The organism is Pseudomonas akapageensis, from assembly GCF_011355085.1.
Taxonomy (GTDB): domain Bacteria; phylum Pseudomonadota; class Gammaproteobacteria; order Pseudomonadales; family Pseudomonadaceae; genus Aquipseudomonas; species Aquipseudomonas akapageensis.
This window is the reverse complement of sequence record NZ_VXCP01000038.1, coordinates 1-21,789: the sequence shown is the minus strand read 5'-3', so window position 1 is coordinate 21,789 and position 21,789 is coordinate 1. Positions and strand designations below refer to the sequence as shown.

Annotated in this window: 16 protein-coding genes; 9 read left to right on the top strand and 7 right to left on the bottom strand. The window is 60.6% G+C overall.

Annotation, left to right across the window (positions count from 1 at the left end; translation table 11 throughout):
- Window positions 1-103: 103 nt before the first annotated feature.
- On the top strand, window positions 104-4,351 hold the full coding sequence (locus F2S13_RS22055; RefSeq protein WP_166364784.1) for an nSTAND1 domain-containing NTPase: 4,248 nt from the start codon (window positions 104-106) through the stop codon (window positions 4,349-4,351).
- A 212-nt stretch (window positions 4,352-4,563) separates the two neighbouring features.
- On the opposite strand, the gene F2S13_RS22050 is transcribed toward F2S13_RS22055, so the two are convergent.
- On the bottom strand, window positions 4,564-5,535 hold the full coding sequence (locus tag F2S13_RS22050) for a LysR family transcriptional regulator (protein WP_166364782.1): 972 nt from the start codon (window positions 5,533-5,535) through the stop codon (window positions 4,564-4,566).
- Window positions 5,536-5,660: 125 nt separating this feature from the next.
- Here F2S13_RS22050 and F2S13_RS22045 point away from each other — a divergent pair, with 125 nt between their 5' ends.
- The 5 genes from F2S13_RS22045 (at window position 5,661) to arsJ (ending at window position 9,684) form a co-directional block, all read left to right on the top strand.
- The gene (locus F2S13_RS22045; protein ID WP_166364780.1) at window positions 5,661-6,419 is read left to right on the top strand and encodes a class II aldolase/adducin family protein; all 759 of its coding nucleotides are present in this window, start codon (window positions 5,661-5,663) and stop codon (window positions 6,417-6,419) included.
- A gap of 141 nt (window positions 6,420-6,560) precedes the next feature.
- Complete coding sequence (locus tag F2S13_RS22040) at window positions 6,561-6,902, top strand: potassium channel family protein (protein ID WP_166364778.1); 342 nt, start codon at window positions 6,561-6,563, stop codon at window positions 6,900-6,902.
- Between the two features lie 123 nt (window positions 6,903-7,025).
- Window positions 7,026-7,382 carry a metalloregulator ArsR/SmtB family transcription factor gene (locus F2S13_RS22035; protein ID WP_166364776.1) on the top strand — a complete coding sequence of 119 codons (357 nt, stop codon included), beginning with the start codon at window positions 7,026-7,028 and terminating at the stop codon, window positions 7,380-7,382.
- A 43-nt stretch (window positions 7,383-7,425) separates the two neighbouring features.
- Window positions 7,426-8,430, top strand: a complete 1,005-nt coding sequence (locus F2S13_RS22030) for an ArsJ-associated glyceraldehyde-3-phosphate dehydrogenase (protein WP_166364774.1) — start codon at window positions 7,426-7,428, stop codon at window positions 8,428-8,430.
- A gap of 12 nt (window positions 8,431-8,442) precedes the next feature.
- Complete coding sequence (gene arsJ / locus F2S13_RS22025; protein ID WP_166364772.1) at window positions 8,443-9,684, top strand: organoarsenical effux MFS transporter ArsJ; 1,242 nt, start codon at window positions 8,443-8,445, stop codon at window positions 9,682-9,684.
- Between the two features lie 11 nt (window positions 9,685-9,695).
- Here the strand turns inward: arsJ and F2S13_RS22020 are convergent, their stop codons facing one another.
- The 5 genes from F2S13_RS22020 to F2S13_RS22000 form a co-directional block, all read right to left on the bottom strand.
- Window positions 9,696-10,661, bottom strand: a complete 966-nt coding sequence (locus F2S13_RS22020; RefSeq protein WP_166364770.1) for an urea transporter — start codon at window positions 10,659-10,661, stop codon at window positions 9,696-9,698.
- The gene (locus F2S13_RS22015) at window positions 10,652-11,290 is read right to left on the bottom strand and encodes a hypothetical protein (protein WP_166364768.1); all 639 of its coding nucleotides are present in this window, start codon (window positions 11,288-11,290) and stop codon (window positions 10,652-10,654) included. Before F2S13_RS22015 ends, F2S13_RS22020 begins: the two co-directional genes overlap by 10 nt.
- Window positions 11,280-13,565, bottom strand: a complete 2,286-nt coding sequence (locus F2S13_RS22010) for a hypothetical protein (RefSeq protein WP_166364766.1) — start codon at window positions 13,563-13,565, stop codon at window positions 11,280-11,282. The genes F2S13_RS22015 and F2S13_RS22010 overlap by 11 nt, the downstream gene beginning before the upstream one ends.
- Window positions 13,566-14,043: 478 nt before the next feature.
- Window positions 14,044-15,435 (bottom strand): aldehyde dehydrogenase family protein, encoded by a 1,392-nt coding sequence (locus F2S13_RS22005; protein ID WP_166364764.1) that lies wholly within the window; start codon window positions 15,433-15,435, stop codon window positions 14,044-14,046.
- 258 nt (window positions 15,436-15,693) lie between these two features.
- Window positions 15,694-17,844: a phosphocholine-specific phospholipase C gene (locus F2S13_RS22000; protein ID WP_166364762.1), complete on the bottom strand. Its 2,151-nt coding sequence runs from the start codon at window positions 17,842-17,844 to the stop codon at window positions 15,694-15,696.
- A gap of 116 nt (window positions 17,845-17,960) precedes the next feature.
- On the opposite strand from F2S13_RS22000, the gene F2S13_RS21995 reads away from it, so the two are divergent.
- The 3 genes from F2S13_RS21995 (at window position 17,961) to F2S13_RS21985 (ending at window position 21,409) form a co-directional block, all read left to right on the top strand.
- Entirely contained in the window at window positions 17,961-18,881 is a 921-nt protein-coding gene (locus tag F2S13_RS21995; protein WP_166364760.1) for an aldo/keto reductase, read from the top strand.
- Between the two features lie 13 nt (window positions 18,882-18,894).
- Entirely contained in the window at window positions 18,895-20,187 is a 1,293-nt protein-coding gene (locus tag F2S13_RS21990) for an NTP/NDP exchange transporter (protein ID WP_166364758.1), read from the top strand.
- Between the two features lie 88 nt (window positions 20,188-20,275).
- Entirely contained in the window at window positions 20,276-21,409 is a 1,134-nt protein-coding gene (locus F2S13_RS21985; RefSeq protein WP_246237970.1) for an MBL fold metallo-hydrolase, read from the top strand.
- Between the two features lie 178 nt (window positions 21,410-21,587).
- Here the strand turns inward: F2S13_RS21985 and F2S13_RS21980 are convergent.
- The coding region (locus tag F2S13_RS21980; RefSeq protein WP_166364756.1) for a hypothetical protein at window positions 21,588-21,789 on the bottom strand (202 nt) is incomplete at its 5' end.

Here is a 21,789-nt window from a genome sequence, read left to right as displayed (position 1 = left end):
AATCGGCGCTGAGTAATATCTGCATCGCACCTGCCCTTCGTGCCGACGAAGAACCGCTCCAGTAGTCTGTTTGGGTTCACTGACTCTGTGAGGAGGGATCGCGATGTCGCGTATATTTCTCAGCCACTCCAGTGTCGATGAGCTCGAAGCTGTTGCGCTGAAATATTGGCTCGCGCAAAACGGCTGGGATGATGTATTTCTCGACGTCGATCCACGACGTGGTCTTGTCGCTGGTGACCGCTGGCAGGATGCGCTCAAGCGCGCGTCGGATCGCTGCGAAGTGGTGGTGATCGTGGTATCACCTCAATGGGCGAAGTCGCAGTGGTGTCTGGCCGAATTTCTGATGGCCAGGAGTTACAACAAGCGCATCTTTTGTGCCCTGATCAAGGATGTTGCGCTTGGCCAGCTACCGAAGGAAATGACTGCCGAGTGGCAGCTCTGCCGTCTGAGTGGAGAAGGGGCGTCAGAGGTCATCACCTGCGATTATCATGAGCAATCGGTTGATGTCGCTTTCCTCAGGGATGGACTGCAGCGCCTGCACATGGGGCTGAACAACGCCGGCTTGCGCGCCAATTATTTCCCCTGGCCACCTGAGGGCGAATCGGGTCGCGCACCCTATCGAGGCCTTGAACCCCTCGACAAGGCAGATGCCGCTGTATTTTTCGGGCGTGACGTCGAGATCTTGCAGGGCCTGGACAAGCTGCGGGGTATGCGTTCGTCCGGTGCCGAGTCGCTGTTCGTCATCCTGGGTGCTTCAGGTGCCGGTAAATCGTCCTTTCTGCGCGCGGGCCTGCTGCCCCGTCTTGAGCGCGATGATCGGCATTTTTATCCGCTGCCGCCCATTCGTCCCGAACGCTGCCCGGTTTCGGGTGCTCGCGGACTCGCCCAGGCTATATACGACGCCAACCGTCATCTGAATCTGCGGCCTGCGGAACTGGGTGAGGTGAAAGCTGGACTCAGAGAAGGGCCCGAGCGATTCACTGAGCTATTGCGCAATATCCAGACTGCTTTACGTGATCGCCTTGACGATCAAGCTGACGACGTGCAGCCACCGACCCTGGTGTTGTCTGTCGACCAGGCCGAGGAGTTGTTCAACGTTGACAGCAGAATGAACCCGCAGGAAGCCGACGAGGCACACCTGTTCCTCGAATTGATTGGCACAGCACTCAGGGGCAGTCCGGTTGCAGCCCAGCCATCCCATATGCCACTGATCGTCGTCTTCACCATCCGCTCCGACCGTTATGAGCCGTTGCAAACTGCGCCCCAACTTGCCGGGTTGAAAAGTGTTGTGTTCGACGCGATCAAACCGATGCCCGTAAGCCAGTTCAAGGAAGTCATTACAGGCCCGGCAAAGCGTGCCACCGCAAATGGGCACAAGCTGGAGGTTGAGCCCGACCTGGTTAACCGCCTGCTCGCCGATTGTGGTCAGGGCGGTGATACCTTGCCACTGCTCAGTCTCACGCTGGCTCGTCTGTACTGCGATTATGGGGGCGACGGTGATCTCAGCCTCGAGGAATACAACCGCATGGGCGGCATGGTCGACGTCATCAAGAATGAGGCCGAATCGGTGCTGTCGTCGGACGTGGAAACGCGTCAGGACCAACTTGACCTGTTGCATGATGCCTTCATCCCCGCGCTCGTCACGATCAACCAGGAAAATGACTTGCCGATGCGCCGCGTGGCGGCATTCGCCGACCTGCCGGCCAACAGTTGGCCGCTGGTACAGGCGCTGATCGACAAGCACCTGCTGATAAGCGATCAGCGTACGGAAGGAAAGGTGGTCGAAGTGGCTCACGAGAGCCTGTTCCGTCAATGGGATGTCCTTGTTCGTTGGCTGAATGAGGAGCGTGAGGATCTCAAGGAAGTCGACCGGCTTGAGCAAGCCGTCACCGCGTGGCTCAACAACGACAAAAAGGCGGCGTGGCTCATTCAGGGGGAGCGCCTCGATATCGCCGAGTCGCTTGCTGCCAAACCGCGCTACAGCCGGCGACTGGAGGGGGCGCGGGAGTTTCTCCGGGTGTCGCGACTGCGAGAGACGCAATTGCGGGAAGAAGAGGTGCGGCTTCAGGAGGCAAAGGTCAATGCCGAGGCAGCGGCGCGTAAGGCAGCAGAAGAGAAGCAACAGGTGAGCGAGGCGGCCGCGGTTCGTCTCAAATGGCAAGCAAAAATACTGCTTGTGGTGGCCCTGGTTGCCGCAGGTGCATGCATCATTTCTGTGCATTACTACAATGATGCCGCTCGATCGCTCAAAAATGAGCAGGCGATGCGAATGATCAACGAGGGCTCTGGAATACTCACAGGCTGGCGACGTGGCAACGATGAGGGTGCGTTGCTACAACTGCTGGCGGCGAAAGCAGCCGCCCCTCATTCGGAGGTAGACAATGCCCTGTTGTTCGCGATGGTGACCACAGATAATACAAGCAAAGTGTGGGATACCAATCACCAGATCAACGCGCTGGCCCTGGATCCGGACGGCAATAACATTGTCACCGGGAATCTTGATGGGACACTGCAATTATGGGAGGTAAAAACCGGGAAAAAGATCTGGTCGGCGCCAAAGGAAAAGCAGCATAAAGAACGGGTAGTGAGTGTGGCTTTCAATCCAAAAAATGTCAGTCGTATTGTCTCCGGCAGTCGGGATAAGACGCTGCGGATGTGGGATACCCAAAACAGCGAAAACAGCGAATTGATGTGGACGAAAGAGAAGGTGTCGGTCACGACTCTGGCTTTCAACCAGGATGGCAGTCGTATCGTCTCTGGTAGCACCGACGGCACGCTACAGCAATGGGATGCAGAAACCGGGGAGCCGATTGGTGATCCGTTGAAGGGGCATAAAGGCATGGTCACCTCTGTGGCTTTCAGCAAGGACGGTCGTATCGTCTCCGGGGGTGCGGATTGGACTCTACTATTGTGGGATGCAAAAACCGGCAAGCCCGTTTTTGAGCCGTTGAAGGGGCATCAAGGAACAGTCGCGACTGTAGCTTTCAACAAGGATGGCAGTCGTATCGTCTCCGGCAGTAGGGATTGGACGATACGATTGTGGGATGCAACTACTGGGAAGCCTGTTGGTGAGCCCTTGAAGGGGCATGAGGGGCCGGTCACTAAAGTGGTCTTCAAGTCGGACGACATCCACATCGTCTCCGGCAGTCGTGATCAAACAGTGCGCGAATGGGATGTAAATACCGGGAATCCAATGGGCCCGCCAATACGTGGGCATAACAGTGAGTTCCTGGCCTTCAACCAGGAAGGCAATCGCATCGTCTCCGGCAGTCTGGACCAGTCACTGCAGGTGTGGTCTGCGCATACAGGGGCGTCGATTGGAGAAGTGATTATGCGGGATTATTCAGTGGTCTTGAGTGTGGCCTTTCGTCCTGACCGCATTCTTTCCCTCAGCACGGACTCAACATTGCGACAGTGGGCGGCCAAAAAAAACAAAGAGGAGATTTTATCGATATTGCAGGGGGATGACGGCGAGGTCTCAAGCGTGGCTTTCAGTGGCAATGGCAGCCTAATTGTATCTGGCAGCAAGGACGGGATGCTGCGGCTGTGGAGTGCAGAAACCGGGAAACCAATTACCCAGCAGTGGCGGGGGCATGACGGCGAGGTCACTAGCGTGGCCTTCAACCCCGATGGCAGCCGTATTGTCTCCGGTAGCACGGATTCGACGCTGCGGCTCTGGAATGCAGAAAACGGGAAATCAATACTTCCGCCGTTGCGGGGCCATAATGGCGAGGTCACTAGCGTGGCCTTCGATAACGATGGCAGTCGTATTGTCTCTGGCAGCAAGGACGGGATGCTGCGGCTGTGGAATGCAGAAACCGGGGAACCAATTCTCCAGCCGTTGCAGGGGCAGAGCGGCGAGGTCTCTAGCGTGGCCTTCAGTCGCGATGGTGCCCGTGTTGCCTCCGGCAGCAAGGACGGAATGCTAATGCTGTGGGATGCGAGCACCGGGCGCTCGATTAGGAAAGCTTTTAAAGGGCATGAGGACAGGATTAGTAGCCTGGACTTCAGCCAAGACCATAAATTCATTGTCTCCGGCAGCGCGGACCGGACGCTTCAGCTATGGGATGCAGAAAACGGGACTCCTATTGGCCGACCGCTCCAGGGACATGAGGGGCGGGTCAATAGCGTGGCTTTTAGCGAGGACAGCAATTATATTGCCTCCGGTAGCAGCGACGGGACCGTGCGACGATGGCCGACCCCCACTATATGGCCAGACTGGCTTTGCGCCAAACTTACCCGCAACTTGAGTCACAAGGAGTGGAACGATGGGGTACAGAAAGACATTCGCTACGAAACTCAGTGCAAAAAACTGCCCATCTCATCTCCTGGCAGGGATGAAGAAAAATGATTGGGTCGATTCCGGTTTTTTGCATCCGCTGGCAAATCAACCGGCGCTCGGCGTACAGGATACCCTGGCACGGCCACGATTTTTTTGACTACCCTGTGATCGAGTTCCCATCGGGGTTCTACGTCGGCGATGCGCTGGCTGTCGTAGTGCAGGCTGTCCAGCAACAGGTATTCGTTTTTCGACACGCGCGACATGGCTGTCATTGGAATTGCTCACGCGCATCCATCGTTGATCAAAGCTATATCCCGCAAGCGTTGCAGGAACAGCGCCTCGGCCTGGCTGAGGCGCTGTTCGGCGTTCCACAGGATATTGACGTCGAGCGAACACACCCCACCCTCGGGCGGCAGCCGCCAGAGACGGCCTGCTTCAAGTTCAGCCTCACAGAGCTGCACGGGCAGGCAGCCGATGCCGAAGCCGGCCAGGACCAGGCGCAATACTTCCTGGGTGTTGGCCGACGAGGCAACGATCTTTCCGGACAGCCGTTCCCGATCGCGGAACTCGGCAAGCGGTGACAGCGTTCCGCCAAGCGTGTCGCCGGTAAAGACGATCAAGGGTTGTGCCCTGAGGTCCTCGAGGGTCAAGTCGATGCGCCCGAACAGCGGATGCTGGTCACTGCAATAGAATTGGTAGCGTTCGCTGTACAGGCATTGCTGTTGCAGTCCCGGGTAGCTGCGGCGATTCACGGCCAGGCCGAAGGCGGCGGTTCTTTGCCCCAATGCACTGAGAATTTCGTCGCTCGACTGCACCACGATCTCCAGGCCGATACCCGGATAGTCGCGATGCAAGTCGGCCAGAAACCGGTCGTACGGCGCGTACTGAATGCCGCTGACCGACAGCAGGCGTATCTGGCCAACGACTTGCCCACGGGACTGCTCGATGGCGGCGTCCAGTTGGCCGAATTGCCCTTGAACATCGCCTGCTATTCGCAAGGTTTCCATACCGGCACGAGTCAGGACAAAGCGCGGTCCATGGCGCTCGATCAGTGGCACGCCCAGCTGTTCTTCCAGGCGTTTGAGGGCCTGGCTCACCGCAGGCTGGGACAAATGCAGGCGTACGGCCGCCCGGCTGATACTCAGCTCTTGAGCGATCACCTGAAAGGTTCGCAGCAGGTTCCAGTCCACCCGTTCACTCAAGGGCCGCTTTGATGCGTGGGAAACACCCGGACGGCCTGGGTCGTCGCTCATGAAAAGCCCTTTATTGGTCGGCAAAATAATCAGTATAAGGAATGGCGAATTGCCGCGATCCTGCCGGGTCTCTTAAAAAGACACACCAACACAAATCAACGCTTCAATCGAGTGGTGTGAAACCCATGCAAGACTTTCCTTCCGGCGTATCGGCAACAGAATGGGCAGCACGATGCGAACTGGCTGCACTTTACCGCCTTGTGGCGCATTTTCGTATGACCGACCTGATCGATACGCATATCTCAATGCGTCTTGATGATGACTCAGGGCATTTCCTGATCAACCGCTACGGGACGCTGTTCGAGCAGATGACCGCCAGTGACCTGGTCAAGATCGACAGTGACGGTCGCGTGGTGGATACGCTGTTCCCCAATCACCGCGTCAATCGAGCAGGGTTCGTCATCCATTCGGCCATTCATCAGGCGCGACCGGATCTGCATTGCGTCATTCACACCCACACCGCAGCCGGCATCGCGGTTTCCGCGCAAGCGGAGGGCTTGCTGCCCATCAGTCAGCATGCCCTGAAGTTTTACAACCGCCTGGGTTATCACGCTTACGAAGGGATTGCCCTCGACACCCAGGAGCGTGAGCGCCTGGTTCGCGACCTGGGCCCGCACAATGCAATGATCCTGCGCAATCACGGCTTGCTGGCCGCAGGCAGCAGCGCCGCCGAAGCCTTCCAGAATATCTACTTCCTTGAACGCGCCTGCCAGGCCCAGGTTCAGGCGTTGGCCGGCAACCGCGAGCTGCTTCAACCCGATCCACAGACTTGCGAGCACACGGCGCGGCAGTTCGAGGACGATGATGGCGAAGGCATCGTGCAACTGGCCTGGGAAGCCGCGCTCAAACTGATCGAGGATCAACGCGCACAATATTGTGCGTGAGGGTTGCAGCGCACTGCATGGGCTATACCCTATGAAGGGCAGGGCGCGCGCCTGTTGCTACCATGGAGTACAAATGTACTCCATGGGCGCCTGCACCGAGAGAAACAGTGCTGACACGTCAACGCACAGGAAGCCCAAGCCATGAACCACGCTCACGCCAAGCGCGTCCGTCGGGAGTTCTACAAAGCGGTGTGGTACTACCTCCAGATTGTTTGGCCGATCCTTTCCATCCTGCTGTTTTCGATCTTGCTGTTCGGTCTGATCATCAGCTATGTGGAATCATGGAAGCCACTGGAGGGGATTTATTTTGCTTTCGTCAGCGGTCTGACCATCGGTTATGGGGATTTGGTCCCAAAACAATCTGTCTCGCGTGTATTGGCAATACTGCTCGGTTTCAACGGCGTGCTGATGACGGCGATATTTGCTGCGGTCAGCGTCCGGGCTATCGAAGTGGCGGTGCAGGCGAACAAGTCAGACGAGTAGATACCCTGTGGGAGCGGCCCTGGCCGCGATTGTCAGAAGGCACGGGGCTTTACTGGATATACGAATTTCCATATATTCGAAAAAACATATATGGACCTGTTCGCCGGAAACACGAGATTCCCCATGGCTGACCCGCTGACGCCCACCGCCCTGTTCAAATGCCTGGCAGACGAAACCCGCATTCGCCTCATGTTGCTGATCACCCGCGAGGAAGAACTGTGCGTATGCGAGCTGACCTGTGCGCTCGATGAAAGCCAGCCAAAGATCTCCCGGCACCTGGCGCAATTGCGCAACAGCGGGTTGCTGGAAGATCGCCGGCAGGGCCAATGGGTGTATTACCGCCTGCATCCGAACCTGCCGGACTGGGTCAATGCCGTACTGAGAGGCACGCTGGACGCCAACCGGCGCTGGCTCGACCCCACTTCCTGCCGCCTCGATGCAATGGGCGAGCGCCCCCAGCGCCGCGCCGCTTGTTGTTGAATCATTCCCTGGCCGCAGCCAGCAGTCCCAAAGGATCCACTCGATGAGCATCAAAATAGGCATCAACGGTTTTGGCCGTATCGGACGTCTTGCCCTGCGCGCAGCCTGGGGCTGGCCAGCGTTCGAGTTCGTGCAGATCAATGATCCGGCAGGCGATGCGCAAACCCATGCGCACCTGCTCAACTTCGATTCCGTGCACGGTCGTTGGCACCACCAGGCCACTGCCGAAGGCGAGCAGGTGGTGATCGATGGCAAGCGCATCAAGGTCACCGGCAACAAGAGCATTGCCGACACGGATTGGTCGGGCTGCGATCTGGTGATCGAGGCCAGCGGCAGAATGAAGACAGTCGCCGTGCTTCAGGCGTATCTGGAGCAGGGGGTCAAGCGTGTAGTGGTCTGTGCGCCGGTCAAGGAGCAGGGCGCCTTGAATGTGGTCATGGGCGTGAACCAGCACCTGTTCGATCCGGCCCGGCACCGCATCGTGACGGCGGCCTCCTGCACCACCAACTGCCTGGCCCCGGTGGTCAAGGTGATCCACGAGCACCTGGGTATTCGCCATGGTTCGATCACCACCATCCACGATCTGACCAACACCCAAAGCATCCTCGACCAGCCGCACAAGGACTTGCGTCGCGCCCGCGCCTCGGGCATGAGCCTGATCCCGACCAGCACCGGTTCGGCTACCGCCATTGCGGAAATCTTCCCTGAACTGCGTGGCCGTCTCAATGGCCACGCCGTGCGTGTGCCTCTGGCCAATGCCTCGCTCACCGATTGCGTGTTCGAAGTGGAGCGAGCCACTACGGTGGAGGAGGTCAATGCCTTGCTCAAGGCGGCCGCCGAGGGTCCGTTGAACAACATCCTGGGCTATGAGGAGCGTCCGCTGGTATCGATCGACTACCGCACCGACCCACGCTCATCGATCATCGATGCGCCGTCGACCCTGGTGGTCAATGGTACCCAGGTGAAAATCTATGCCTGGTATGACAACGAATGGGGTTACGCCAACCGCGTCGTCGAACTGGCCAGGCTGGTCGGCCTGGCCGATTGACGGGGGGCGAGCATGAAAGCGTTGTCAGCCCTGTCCCCGTCGGTGCGCCAATACCTGCTGATCACGGGTAATTACTGGGCCTTCACCCTCACCGATGGCGCCCTGCGCATGCTGGTGGTGCTGCACTTTCACAGCCTGGGCTACACGCCGCTGCAAATTGCCGCACTGTTCCTGTTTTATGAAATTTTCGGGGTCATCACCAACCTGGTGGGCGGCTACCTCGGTGCTCGCCTGGGCCTCAACCGCACCATGAATATCGGTCTGGGCTTGCAGGTGGTGGCCTTGTCGATGCTGGCGGTACCCACTGCCTGGCTGACCATTCCCTGGGTAATGGGGGCCCAGGCACTGTCGGGCATTGCCAAGGACCTCAACAAGATGAGCGCCAAGAGCTCGATCAAACTGCTGGTCCCCGACAGCCAGCAAGGCACGCTCTACCAATGGGTGGCCAGGCTCACGGGTTCGAAAAACGCGCTCAAGGGCGTGGGTTTCTTTCTAGGCGGTGCGCTGCTGGCCATGCTGGGCTTCGCGACCGCGGTACTGGCGATGGCCGCGACGCTGGCGCTGATCTGGGTCGCCAGCCTGTGCTTGCTCAAGCAGGACCTGGGCAAGGCCAGGGCCAAGCCGAAGTTCCGCGACATCCTCTCCAAAAGCCGGGCGATCAATATCCTCTCGGCGGCGCGGATGTTCCTGTTCGGTGCTCGCGATCTGTGGTTCGTGGTGGCGTTGCCGGTTTACCTGAGCACGGTGCTGGGCTGGGGTTTCTGGTCGGTGGGCGGTTTCCTGGCGGCCTGGGTGATTGGCTACGGCATTGTCCAGTCGTTGGCGCCTAACATCACCGGCAAGAAGAGTGGGCATGTGCCGGATGGGCGAGCTGCCTTTGTTTGGGCAGCGCTGCTGGCGGGCTTGCCGGCGGCAATTGCCGTGGGCTTGTCGGCAGGGTGGTCGGCCGAGGTCGTGTTGCTGGGTGGGCTGATGGTGTTCGGCGCGCTGTTCGCGATCAACTCCTCGTTGCACAGCTATCTCATCGTCTCGTACGCCAAGGAAGACGGCGTGTCGCTGGACGTCGGCTTCTACTATATGTCCAACGCCCTTGGCCGGCTGCTCGGCACCCTGCTGTCGGGCTGGATTTATCAGCGCCATGGCCTTTCGACCTGCTTGTGGGTTTCCTCGGGCTTCATCGCCCTGGCCGCTTTCATCTCCCTTTGGTTGCCCAGGCATGATCGTTCTGCGAGCAAGGCGCACATGCCGATGTGAAAGGGGGTTTTTTACTGCAACACCGGATGACGCTCCTGCAACGCCAGCAGAAACGTCCAGGAAGCAAGACAGAAGGGAGCACTCAACACCAGCAATCCGGCAGGGCGCAACAGCGGGATCATTACCCCGGTCGCGATCGCCGCGACCGCCGCGCACAACAGCGCCGCAATCGGGGTTCGCCAGCCTGGCTTTGCACTGAGGGTCAATACGGCAAGGGCACTAAGTACGGAGTTGAAGCCGTACAAACCGTGAAAGATCGCCCAGTCCTGAGCACCGATGAGCAGCGCGACCAGGGTACCGGTCAATGCACCGGCTGCCGCGAGCGTGGCGGCCCGGGCCGAGCTCGCGAGCAGCCCGATCAGGAAGATGAGACCCACCAGCGGATCGTCCTGACAAAAGATCTGGCTGACGCCTCGCAGCGTTCCATTGAGGAGGACACTGGCGATCCCTTGCTCATTCGTCAACAGCTCCCACCATGGCCTGGCGGATGCTGCCAGCCAGCGCTGGGCCAGCCCGGGGAGAGGATCCGCGGCGTGAGCAAGGCCATCGAACTGGATGGCCAGGAGCAGGATCAGCCACATCACGCAGACGAAAGGAGCGCTGAGCACAGGGAGCTGCCAGCGGCCCAGGAGTCGCCGCAACGCAGTGGTCAGCACTGCCGCCAAGGCGCCACCAATGGCCACGACAAGCCAGAGCCCGGGGATGGGTTCGAGGAAGGACGCCACGGCCAGGCCCGAAAAGAAACCATTGAATCCGTAGACCCCGATCAGGACCAGACCACGCTCGGCGCCCATCGCCCACGCCAGCCCGGTACTGGTGAACAGCCCCAGCAGAGCGGCGAGGCCCGCCCTGGGTGAACTGAGAAACACCCCGCCAAGCAGAATGAGTCCGGTGTACCCATTCTGCTGAAACACGCTTTGGCTGATACCGAAAAAAAGCGCGCGCACGCCGCTTGTGGTGGGTCCGGTCAAGTACATATCCGGGTCCAGCTGCCGGGCGTCAGCTCGCGGTCGCCCCAGTGCAGGGTTTGCTGCGAATCGGGCTGAAACGGGCCCACTTTCACCTGGAGCACGGCACCGTACCCTTCGGTCTGCGTCGGACCTATCCACCAGCCGTTGGTGGCGTCCCAGATCTGTATCCGCGTCCCGTCGAGGCTTACGGCCACGGCCTCGTGATAGATCTTGTCTTCGGCCAACCAGTTGAAGTACCCGGGCCCGTCCCGCCAGATTTTGCGCAACTGACCAATCGCATGGCTGGAAAGCCGCTGGATGAGCTGCACGGGTGCGGCTTCGACGCCGCGCGCCAGGTAGACCTCGCGAGCGATGGCCGCCAACGCCCCGCAGTCGAGTTTCTTCATCCCGATGGCGTCGCACCAGTACAACGGCCAGGGCGAAGGCCCCCATTCATAGCGCTCAGGGATCCAGCGCGGCGCCGAGAGCAGCTGGCTGTCGATGCCGCCCACGGTGTCGAGGCTGTAGTCCTGGCTGATCAGCCAGTTCCTCGCGTTGTGGCAACAGGCTTGTCCATGATGGGAAAGGCAGGAGGCAGGATGGGTGTGCCAGGTATCGATCGTGATCTCGTCGGGAAGCGACGGACTAAAGTCCATGGGTATTACCTCGGCCAAAGGTGTAGGTCATGCTGCTGTCATAGCCACCGGCATCGCAGATCGCGAGGATCTTGCCTTCGGCGATGTCCTCGGGCAGTTGGACATTGGGCGCCAGGATGTCGTCCTCCATGCACAGCCTTCCCAGGATCCGCGCCTTGCCTCGGGCCATCGGTTGCCATTGGCCGGTCTTGTGGTCCTTTTGCAGGATGCGATGGGGGTACTGGGAGGCGTGCGGCAGCTCGGCGATCGACCCATCGACGACGATTTCTTCGGGTTGCCCCCGGTGCTTGCGCACCTCCAGTACGCGCACCGCGACGGCCATTGCGTGCTGCACCATGGCCTTGCCCGGCTCCAGGATGAATTGGCGCAGACCGGGAAGGGCCTCGCGCGCCTGTGCCACGGCATTGCCCAGTTTTGGCACAAGGTCGTTTTCGAAGTCGTCGGGGAACCAGCCGCCGCCAATGTCCACGCACGCCACCGTGCGGTTTGTGCAGGATTCGATGGCTTTGGCGCAGCGCAACGACGATTCATAGAGCCGCCACCATTGCTCGACCCCGAAAAAGCTGTTGGCGATGTGAAAATGGCAGCCAATCTCAACACTTTGCGGCAGTGCCCGCAGCAGTTTGATCATCTCGTTGAAGGCTTCATGGGACGACACCGGTATGCCGAAACGAGAGATCAACTGCGGGCCGTGCAGCCTGACGCCGATGATTTTCGCCACGTCCTCGCCATCGCTTGCGCGCTGCACCACCTGGCGCAACTCCTCGATCGAATCGCAGAAGATCGCGTGGATGGGATGCGCCAGGACCTGGCTCGGCCAACCCTTGGCCGGACCGTTGAGAATGACGTTCCCTGGTGCAAAGCCCATCTCGAGCGCCTTGGCCACTTCCCGTTCACTGATCGCCTCGGCCAGAAAGCCCGTGTCCCGGGCAAGCGCGACAAGGCGTTCATCCGGATTAGTCTTGATGCTATAGGCCGCTCGGACGTCGCATTGTGCCGACGAGGCGGCGAGCGTGGTCGTGGCAAGCTGGCTGAAACTGCGTAACGCCGTACGCGGTAGCAGGATGTGAAACGGCGTTTGCACGTGATCGAGATCGACGCCCAGAATGTCTTCGATGAAACTCGCAGGAATGCTGGCAGGCACCGGGGCGGGTTCCGCTGCGAGCACAGGGCGGGTGAGGCGTTGAAGCTGGTGCAGCCGGTGCGCCAGGTTGGGCATCCCTGACGGATATTTCGCACTGGGCTGTTGGCTGCCGTGCAGGGGTTCTTGCAGTGGAGGTACCGGATAGCCGGAGCGCACGGGCATTTCTAGCACGATGCGGGCGAACTCGTCTGATTGTCGCTGGGCCTGGCACATGGGGACGCCGCTCGCGGCTTCCACCAACTGGCCCACCAGATTGCGCCCGGCAAGGGTCGTTCCGTGAATCCAGGCGGGAAACCTCGGATTCATCTCCATCAACCAGAATTCCCCAGCCGGATCATGGATCATTTCCAGCTCCGCGCCCCCGGTCCAGTTCAGCGCGCTGACCATTTCCCTGAGGGGGGTGAGGAAGTCCGCTGTTGGCTCCAGGATCTGGCCGCCCCAGGTCTTGCCTTCAGGGGTGACGTCGCGTTTGACCATGTGTATGGCGTCCAGCAGGTGACCGCGATAGGCGCTGAAACTCACTGATTCCTCGAGCCCGCGCACGTGGGCCTGCAAAAAGAGCTTTTCGGTTTTCCAGGTGCTTTGCAGCGCCGCGCGCAAGGCCATGAACGCCGGCCACGAATTGACCCGGACCGCATCGTAGTACGGCCCTTTGAGCCAGACCCGCCAGCCGTGCCGGCGGCCGAAGGTATGCAGTGTCCAGTCGTCTTCGATGGTCGACATGAACGGCGGTATCTCGACCGGCAGCCCTCGGTGCGCCGGGACTGCGGGCTTGGCGATCTGATTCAGGGCTTCACGCGGCGGGATCAGCAGCCGTGGATACGAACCCAGGGCCTGGGCCATCCAGAGAATTTCCAGGTCCAGGCAGGAGATCCAGTACGCTGATTCCTCCTCGAGTCGATCGCGGACAGTGGCTGCGTAGGCATCCAGGTCGAGCTTGTTCCAGGGCTGTTGAATCCAGACATCGTCAAAATCGGGTGAGTGGATTCCGCTGCTGCGGTTGGAGTAGTCGACGCCGATCAGGGTGGCGTCGGGGTAGGCCAGGCGCAGGGATCGCGCCACACCGACGCCTGCCGAAGGGTTAGGGCCGCAGTACAGCCCACTGATATAAATTTTCAACGTTGGCTTCATCCTCAACTCCATAACAGGCGTGAAAATGCGCGCTTCAGTGAAAAGGTTTGAACTCCGGATTGAACGCCCGACTTGCTGTCGAGACATTTCTGATAGGTGGTAAGTGTTATTTTTTTACAATTTGTTTCTGAGAATTATTCACGGATGAAAGACTAGATCCGGGCCGACAGATGTCAATGAGCCGTCAATGAGGTGTGAAAAGGCTGTGAAGGGCGGCGGGCGTCGGGTGGTGGCAAACGGGGAGGTGCAACTTTGACGCAGATTAATGATATGTATTCCAAAGGGTTGGCGCGCATATCTGCGAAGGAATTTAAGTCTCTTCAAACTACTTATATATAATTCGAAGTTATTAGTAGGAAGGGAGAAGTGCGCAAAACATGAAAACGAGGGATTGATTGATTGCGCATAAATGATATTGCTAATTATTATAAATTTGGGCTGGCGTAGGAAGCCGCAGGCTCCCTACGCCATTTTCAGATCAACGACGATCCAGCCAGACCGTTTGCGCATTGCAGAATTCGCGCACGCCGAAGTGGGAAAGCTCGCGGCCAAAGCCACTCTTCTTCACGCCACCGAAGGTCACGCGTGGGTCCGACGCGCAATAGCCATTGATAAACACACCGCCTGTATCAAGCTCGGCGGCGAGCTGCTCGGCCAATTCGACGTTGCGGGTATAAATGGTCGAGGCGAGACCGAACTCGCTGTCGTTGGCCAATTCCAGCGCATGGCGGGCATCCCGGGCGGTGATGATCGACGCCACCGGGCCGAACAGTTCCTGTTTGAACGAGGTCATCTGATCGGTGACATCTGTCAATACGGTCGGCTCGTAGAAGTTGCCGGCGCCTGCCGCCTTCTGGCCACCGAGCAGCAGTGTCGCGCCTTCTGCCAGCGTGGCCTGGACCTGCTGGTCCAGTTCGTCACGCAGGTCGAAGCGGGCCATCGGGCCGATGTAGGTATCCGCTGCCAGTGGGTCGCCGACCACCAGGGCGCGGGTCGCCTCGACGAATTTGCGGGTGAATTCCTCCACCACGCCTTGCTCGACGATCAGGCGCTTGGCGGCCGCGCAGACCTGGCCAGTGTTTGCATAACGGCCAATGACGGCTGCCTTGACGGCCTCGTCCAGGTCCGCGTCGTTAAGCACGATGAAAGGGTCGGAGCCACCGAGTTCCAGTACGCATTTCTTCAGCGCTGCACCGGCTTGTGCGCCGATTGCGGTACCGGCACGCACACTGCCGGTCAGGCTCACGGCGGCGATGCGTGGGTCGGCGATGGCTTTGGAGACGCCATCCGGGGTCACGTTGATGACTTCGAATACACCTTCAGGGAAGCCGGCTTGCTTGATGGCATCCAGCAGCAGATAGGCGCTGCCCATGACATTCGGTGCATGCTTGAGGACATAGGTATTGCCCGCGATCAGTGCCGGAACAGCGCCACGCAGCACCTGCCAGATGGGGAAGTTCCAGGGCATGACGGCCAGGATCGGGCCCAGCGGACGGTACTCGATGCGCGCCTTGTTGTTCTCGACCAGGGTCGGCTCGGGGGCGAGCATGGCCGGGCCGTGGCTGGCGTACCAGTCGCACAGACCCGCGCACTTTTCGATTTCGCCACGTGCCTGAGTCACGGGCTTGCCCATTTCCAGGGTGATCATCCGTGCCATCGGCTCGATATTTTCGCGCAGTACCTTGGCCAGGGCGATCAGCAATTGGGCCCTTTGTTCTGCCGACTTGCGCCGCCAGATCGAGAAGCCAGCCGCGGCCCGGGACAGGGCGGCGTCCAGTGCCGAGTCGGATTCGAACGGGTAATGGCCGATCGCCTCGCCCGTGGTCGGGTTGATGGATACGGCATGGGTGTGGCTGGAAAAAATGGTCATGATGCCATCCGGAAAATGGTGGGGAACGAGGCCAGAGTAGCGCCGAGTTAAGCTTCCATAAACTGAATAATAATGACTGTATCGTTCACAATTGGAGAATGGCAAAAGTACTCGTTCCCACGCGCAGCAAAGGAATGCATCCAGAGACGCGCAGCAAAGCGCTCGCGTAGGTCGACGCGGAGCGTCTGGTACGGCATTCCCACGCAGAGCGTGGGAACGAGGTAACGAGGTAACGAGGTAACGAGGTATAAGCTTGCTTCAGGCTCCCATCGCCGGGTCACTGATTGAGCCCTGCCCGTTCTCCATGCGCCCGGCGAAGCGCCGCTCGAAGCCAGCCGCCTGCACGGTGAAGTCATACCAGTTGCCGCTCTGGTCAAGGCGCCAGGTGTTCGCCGCCTGACCACGGGGCGCAATGCTCAGGGTCCAGGGGCCATCGTCGCGGTAGGCGTTGGCTGTGATCGTGACGTTCACGGGCTCAGGGCTTGAGTTGCTCACCTGCAAACGAATGGCACCACCCGCCGTGTCGTACGCAAGTTTCAGCACCAACGCAGTGGCCACGCTGCCCTTGAAAGTGCGAACAAACCCATTGGTACTGAAGACGATCAGGTCATAGCTGCCGTCGGCGCTGGCCGCTTGCCAGGCACTGTCATCGAGGACCTTGCCCGCTTCCACGGTGTAACGCCGTGGAATACGCTCCAGATGCCGCATGTCGTAGACATGGAACACCGCGCCTTGGCGGCCGCTGTTGACGAACTGCAGCGTTACCTTGCCATCATTGGACGTGCTGGCATTGACCTCCAGTACATAGGGTGTCGCGCGTGACGGCCGCGTTCCGGGATCCTGGACGAAACTCGCCAGTGTGGCGGGGGCCGTGGCCGGCAGCAAGGTCAGCTGCTGTGCTTCTATCGAAGCGTATTGGCGGGTGTCGGGAAGGCCAGGCAAGGTCGGATCGTTCGGCGCGGCAAAGTCGAAAGCGTCGCTCAAGTCGCCGCTGACGGCCCGGTGCCAGGGCGAAATCGCCGGCACCAGCAGATCGAAACGTCGCTCGAGAAATTGCGCGACCGAGGTGTGATCGAAGACTTGCGAGCTGACCCAGCCGCCCTTGCTCCACGGCGACACCACATACATGGGCACTCGCGGCCCCATGCCGTAAGGCCGCAGCGTGCCGCTGGCGGTGTCGACAGGGTCGAGGTAGCGGTGGGTATCGGCTCCTGCATGGAAGTACATGCCTGTCAGGTCGAGGGTCGCGGCGCCGGCCAGTGAGTCATCGGGGTTCAAGGAGGGGACTGCGGGGGGCGGGACGTGATCGAAGAAGCCGTCGTTTTCGTCGTAGGTGATGAACAGCACGGTGCTGCTCCAGACCTGCGGATTGGCCACCAGGGCGGCGAGCACGCGATGAGTGAAATCGGCGCCGCTGACCGGGCTGGAACCGCTGGGGTGTTCGGACTGTTGCTGCGACGGCAGTATCCAGCAAACCTGCGGCAGTGTGTCGTTCTGCACATGGCTGGCGAGGTCGTCCATCGACCATTTGCTCATGCCATTCTCGTAGATGGCCGAACCGGGTTCGGCGTTGCGAAATGCGTTGAATGCCAGGCAGCCATTCATCGAGCCGTCCCAATTGTCGTTCGGGTCCTGATAGATGCGCCAGCTGACACCTGCCTTTTGCAGCACTTGGGGCACCGTTGGCCAATCGAAACCATTGCTCCTGTAGCGGTAACCCGGTGTAGGCCAGGTACCCGTAATCGTGCAGCGCAGGTTGTTCGGCTCCGAGGTTTCGGGGGTGGCGTTACGGCCCTTGCGCCGCTGCGCCGGGTCGAAGTTGGCGCCCGACCAGAAGACGATGCGGTTCGGCTCGGTACCCGACAGTACGGAACAGAAGTAGTTGTCACACAGGGTGAACGCCTCGGCCAGTGCGAACTGGAAGGGAATTTCCTCGCGCGTGTAATAGCCCATGTTATGACCGCTGATCTGGCCGGTATCTCCGTCGACCTTGAACTTCGGCCAGAAGCCGTAGCTGCCCTGGTTCCAGGCTGCCTGGGTATCGGCAAAGCTGTGGGCGGTGCTGTGGGCCTTCAGCGCGTTCATGTGCGCCATGTCCAGGCGAAACGGGGTGATTTCCCGTACGCCGTCGCTCTGATACCAGACCGGCTGGCCGCTGGCCAATGGAATCGGGAAGCGATCCCCGAAGCCGCGCACGCCCTTGAGCGTGCCGAAGTAGTGGTCGAACGAGCGATTCTCCAGCATCAGGATGACCACGTGCTGCACATCCTTGATAGTGCCGGTGACGCTGTTGGCCTCGATCGCCAGGGCCTGTCGGATCGTGGCGGGCAACCAGGACAGGGCAGCGCCGGTGGCGGCCGTGGCCACGGAGGCACGCAGGAAGCTGCGACGGGAATGAAGCCTTGGCATGAGCGACCTTCAGCGGGGTTGTGAGCCGTGTTCCTGCCCGAAGGGATAATCCATGAAACTACCCCTTCCGGGCAGGCTACGCTAGACAGGTGCGCTCCAGTGAAAGGTACTTGAGCATGTTCACCCGTCGCCACTTTCTCGCAACCACAGCCACGGCGGGCCTTGGTTTGCTGGTCGTTCCTGGGGCTGCCTTCGCCCAGGAGGCGGGGGCAGCGCCCCTGCAGACCCGCAAGATCCCCTCTACCGGTGAGTTGCTGCCGGTGATCGGTGCCGGCACCTCCGGCAGTTTCGAAGTCGAGGCTGGGTCGCAACAGTACCAGCAGCTCAAGCAAGTGCTGCAGGAGTTCTTCCAGCATGGCGCGCGGGTCATCGATACCTCGCCCAATTACGGCGGCGCCGACGCGATACTTGGCCAGTTGCTGGCCGAGGGTGGCTGGCGCCGGGAAACGTTCCTGGCCACCAAGATTGCCGCCGACAGCCCCGCCGATGCGCGGGCACAGTGGGCTGGCTCGTTGCAGAAGCTGCGCACTGACCAAGTCGATCTGCTGCAGATCCACAACATGCGCGACTGGCAGGAGCAATTGCCCTACGCCCATGAACTCAAGGCCCAGGGCAAGACCCGTTACGTCGGTATCACCCATTATGTCGACAGCGGCCTTGAGGAAATGGAGCGGCTGCTGCGCAAGGAAAAGCTCGACTTCATTCAGATCCACTATTCGGTCAACTCGCCCAATGCCGCCAGAACCGTGCTGCCGCTGGCCCGGGACAAAGGCGTGGCGGTGCTGATCAATCGGGCTTTCGACGATGGCCGGCTGTTTTCCAGGGTCAAGGACCAGGCGCTGCCCCCATGGGCGGCGGAGGTGGGTATCGGCAGCTGGGCCCAGCTGTTTCTCAAGTTCGCCATCAGCCATCCGGCGGTGACCGCGGTGATCCCCGCGACCAGCCGACCCGACCGCCAGCTCGACCAGCTCAAGGCCGGGACCGGTCCGTTACTCAGCGCCGAGCAGCAGCGAAGCCTGATCCAGCAATTCGCCTGAGGGCAGGGGCCACATGTCCGAGCCGGTACTGCGCAGTCGCCTCGGCGTCCTGCTGGGCAAGGGCTTGCATGTCCGCGAAGAAGAGGGCGCCGCCGTGGTCGGCGGCCTGGTTCTATTCTTCCTGCTGTTCGCCGGTTACTTCATGCTGCGCCCGGTGCGCGAGACCATGGGCGTGTCCGGTGGTGTAGACAATCTGCAGTGGTTGTTCACTGGCACCTTTGTCGTCACCCTGATGACGCTGCCGCTGTTCGGCTGGGTGGCTTCAAAGGTCGAGCGGCGGCGTATCCTGCCCTGGACCTACGGCTTTCTGGCGAGCAACCTGCTGCTGTTCGCGGCCATCTTCGCGGTGCAGCCGGATAACCTCTGGGCCGCCCGGGCGTTCTACATCTGGTTGTCGGTGTTCAACCTGCTGGTCATTTCCCTGGCCTGGAGTGTACTGGCCGACCTGTTCTCCAACGAGCAGGGCAAGCGCCTGTTCGGCTTGCTGGCCGGGGGCGCAAGCCTGGGCGGGCTGGTCGGGCCGATTCTGGGCACAACCCTGGTCGGGATCATCGGCCATTCGGGGCTGGTGCTGCTGTCGACGCTGTTTCTGCTCGGCAGCATCGGCGCGACGTTGTACCTGCAACACTGGCGCGATCGCCATCCTCTGCCCGCCGAGGTCGAACATCCGCGTTCCAGACCGTTGGGCGGCAACCCGTTCGCAGGCGCCACGGCGGTCCTGTATTCGCCTTATCTGCTGGGCATCTCGCTGTTCGTGGTGCTGCTGGCCAGTGTCAGTACCTTCCTGTACATCGAGCAGGCGCGGCTGGTGGCGCAGACGTTTGCCGATCGCACCCGCCAGACCCAGGTGTTCGGCCTGATCGATGCGGTGGTGCAGACCCTCGCTATCCTGACGCAAATCTTCTTCACCGGCCGCATCGCGCAGAAGTTGGGCGTGGGCGTCTTGCTGGTGGCTGTGCCCCTGGTCATGGTCGCCGGCTTCCTGTGGCTGGCGCTGGCACCGGGTTTTGCCGTGTTCGTGGTGGTGATGGTCGTCCGCCGGGCCGGAGAGTACGCGCTGGTTCGTCCTGGGCGAGAGATGCTCTACACGGTGCTGGCGCCCGAAGAGAAATACAAAGCCAAGAACTTCATCGATACCGTGGTGTACCGCGGTGGCGATGCGGTCAGCGGCTGGGTCAAGCGCGGGCTGGATGTGCTGGGCGAACATCCGCAACTGGCGATGTTCATCGGTGTGGCACTGGCCCTGATCTGGGCCGCCTCGGGTGGATGGCTAGGGCGCAGGCGGCGCAGGCTCGAAGACCTGTGAGGCGATTTGGCACTTCTGCCCTGTAAAATTTTGTAGTTTCAGCCGGGGCGGGCAAGCGCTTCATGCTAGCTTCCCAGTGGACCGGTTCATGCCACATTCGGGAGACAGCATGCAGGATTTCAACGAGACCACGGCGGTACTGGACGAGGCGACAGCCAGCACGCCGGCGAGCAAGCCGGTGCGGGTGCCGCTGGTCTATCCGTGCGGCGAGCCACCGGCCACGGGCACGGTAAAAGAGATCGCCGCGGGCGTGCTGTGGCTTCGCATGCCGCTGCCATTGTCGCTGTCGCATATCAATCTGTGGGCTGTCCGCGATGGGGACGGTTGGGCCATCTTCGATACCGGCATGCACACGGCAGAGACCGTGCAGGCCTGGGATGCCCTGATCGGCGAAGGTGCCCCCCTTGGCGAGCAGGGACTCAGCCGCGTGCTGGTCACTCACATGCATCCTGACCACGTCGGCATGGCCGGCTGGCTGACGCGCAGATACGCCTGTGAATTGTGGATGACTCGCGACGAGTATCTCAATTGTCGCGTGCTGGCTGCCGACACCGGTCGCGAGGCGCCCGTCGAGGGCGTCAATTTCTATCGCCGGGCAGGATGGGACGAGGCGGCGCTTGCCCACTACCAGGCCCGGTTCGGCAGTTTCGGTGAAATGATCTCGCCGCTCCCGCAAAGCTACCGGCGCCTGCGCGACGGCCAGACCCTGCGCATCGGCGAGCACGACTGGCACGTGGTGGTCGGCGCCGGGCATTCGCCCGAACATGCCTGTTTCTATTGCCCTGAACTGAAGCTGTTGATTTCCGGCGACCAGGTGCTGCCGCGCATCTCCTCCAATGTGTCGGTATTCCCGACCGAACCGCTGGCCGACCCCATGCATGACTGGCTGGAGTCGCTGGACAAACTCCGCCAGCAGATACCCGATGACGTCCTGGTGTTGCCGGCCCATGACGATCCATTCCATGGCCTGCATGCGCGGCTGAACCACCTCGAAGGCAGCCACCGCCGCGCCCTCGACCGGCTGCAGGAGCTGCTGGCCGAAGGCCCCAGGCGCGTCGTCGATGTATTTTCGGCGCTGTTCGCTCGCAAGATCGATGGCGGGCTGTTGTCGCTTGCCACGGGGGAGAGCCTGGCCAATTTGAATTATCTGGTGGCGCGGGGGAAGGTCGTGGTGACGGAGGATACCGAGGGTGTGGCGTGGTATAGCGGTGCGGAAGTCTGAAATATCGCGTTGATTCCTCGTTCCCACGCTCTGCGTGGGAATGCATCCGGCGACGCTCTGCGTCGCGTAGGCGGATCGACGCAGAGCGTCTGGCNNCTGCGCGTGGGAACGAGGAGGTATCTCAAGGCCCATAAAAAAGCCCCGTCAGAAGGCGGGGCTTTTTCAACGCTGTGTTTCGTTACGCTTGAACCACCGGAATATTGGCATTCGCCGCCGCTTCACGGAACTCGGCGATCTGGTCGAAGCTCAGGTACCGGTAAACATCCGCCGCCATGCTGTCGATCTTGCCAGCGTACTCCATGTACTCCTCGACGCTTGGCAGCTTGCCAAGGATGGACGCCACCGAAGCCAGTTCAGCAGAAGCCAGGTACACGTTGGCA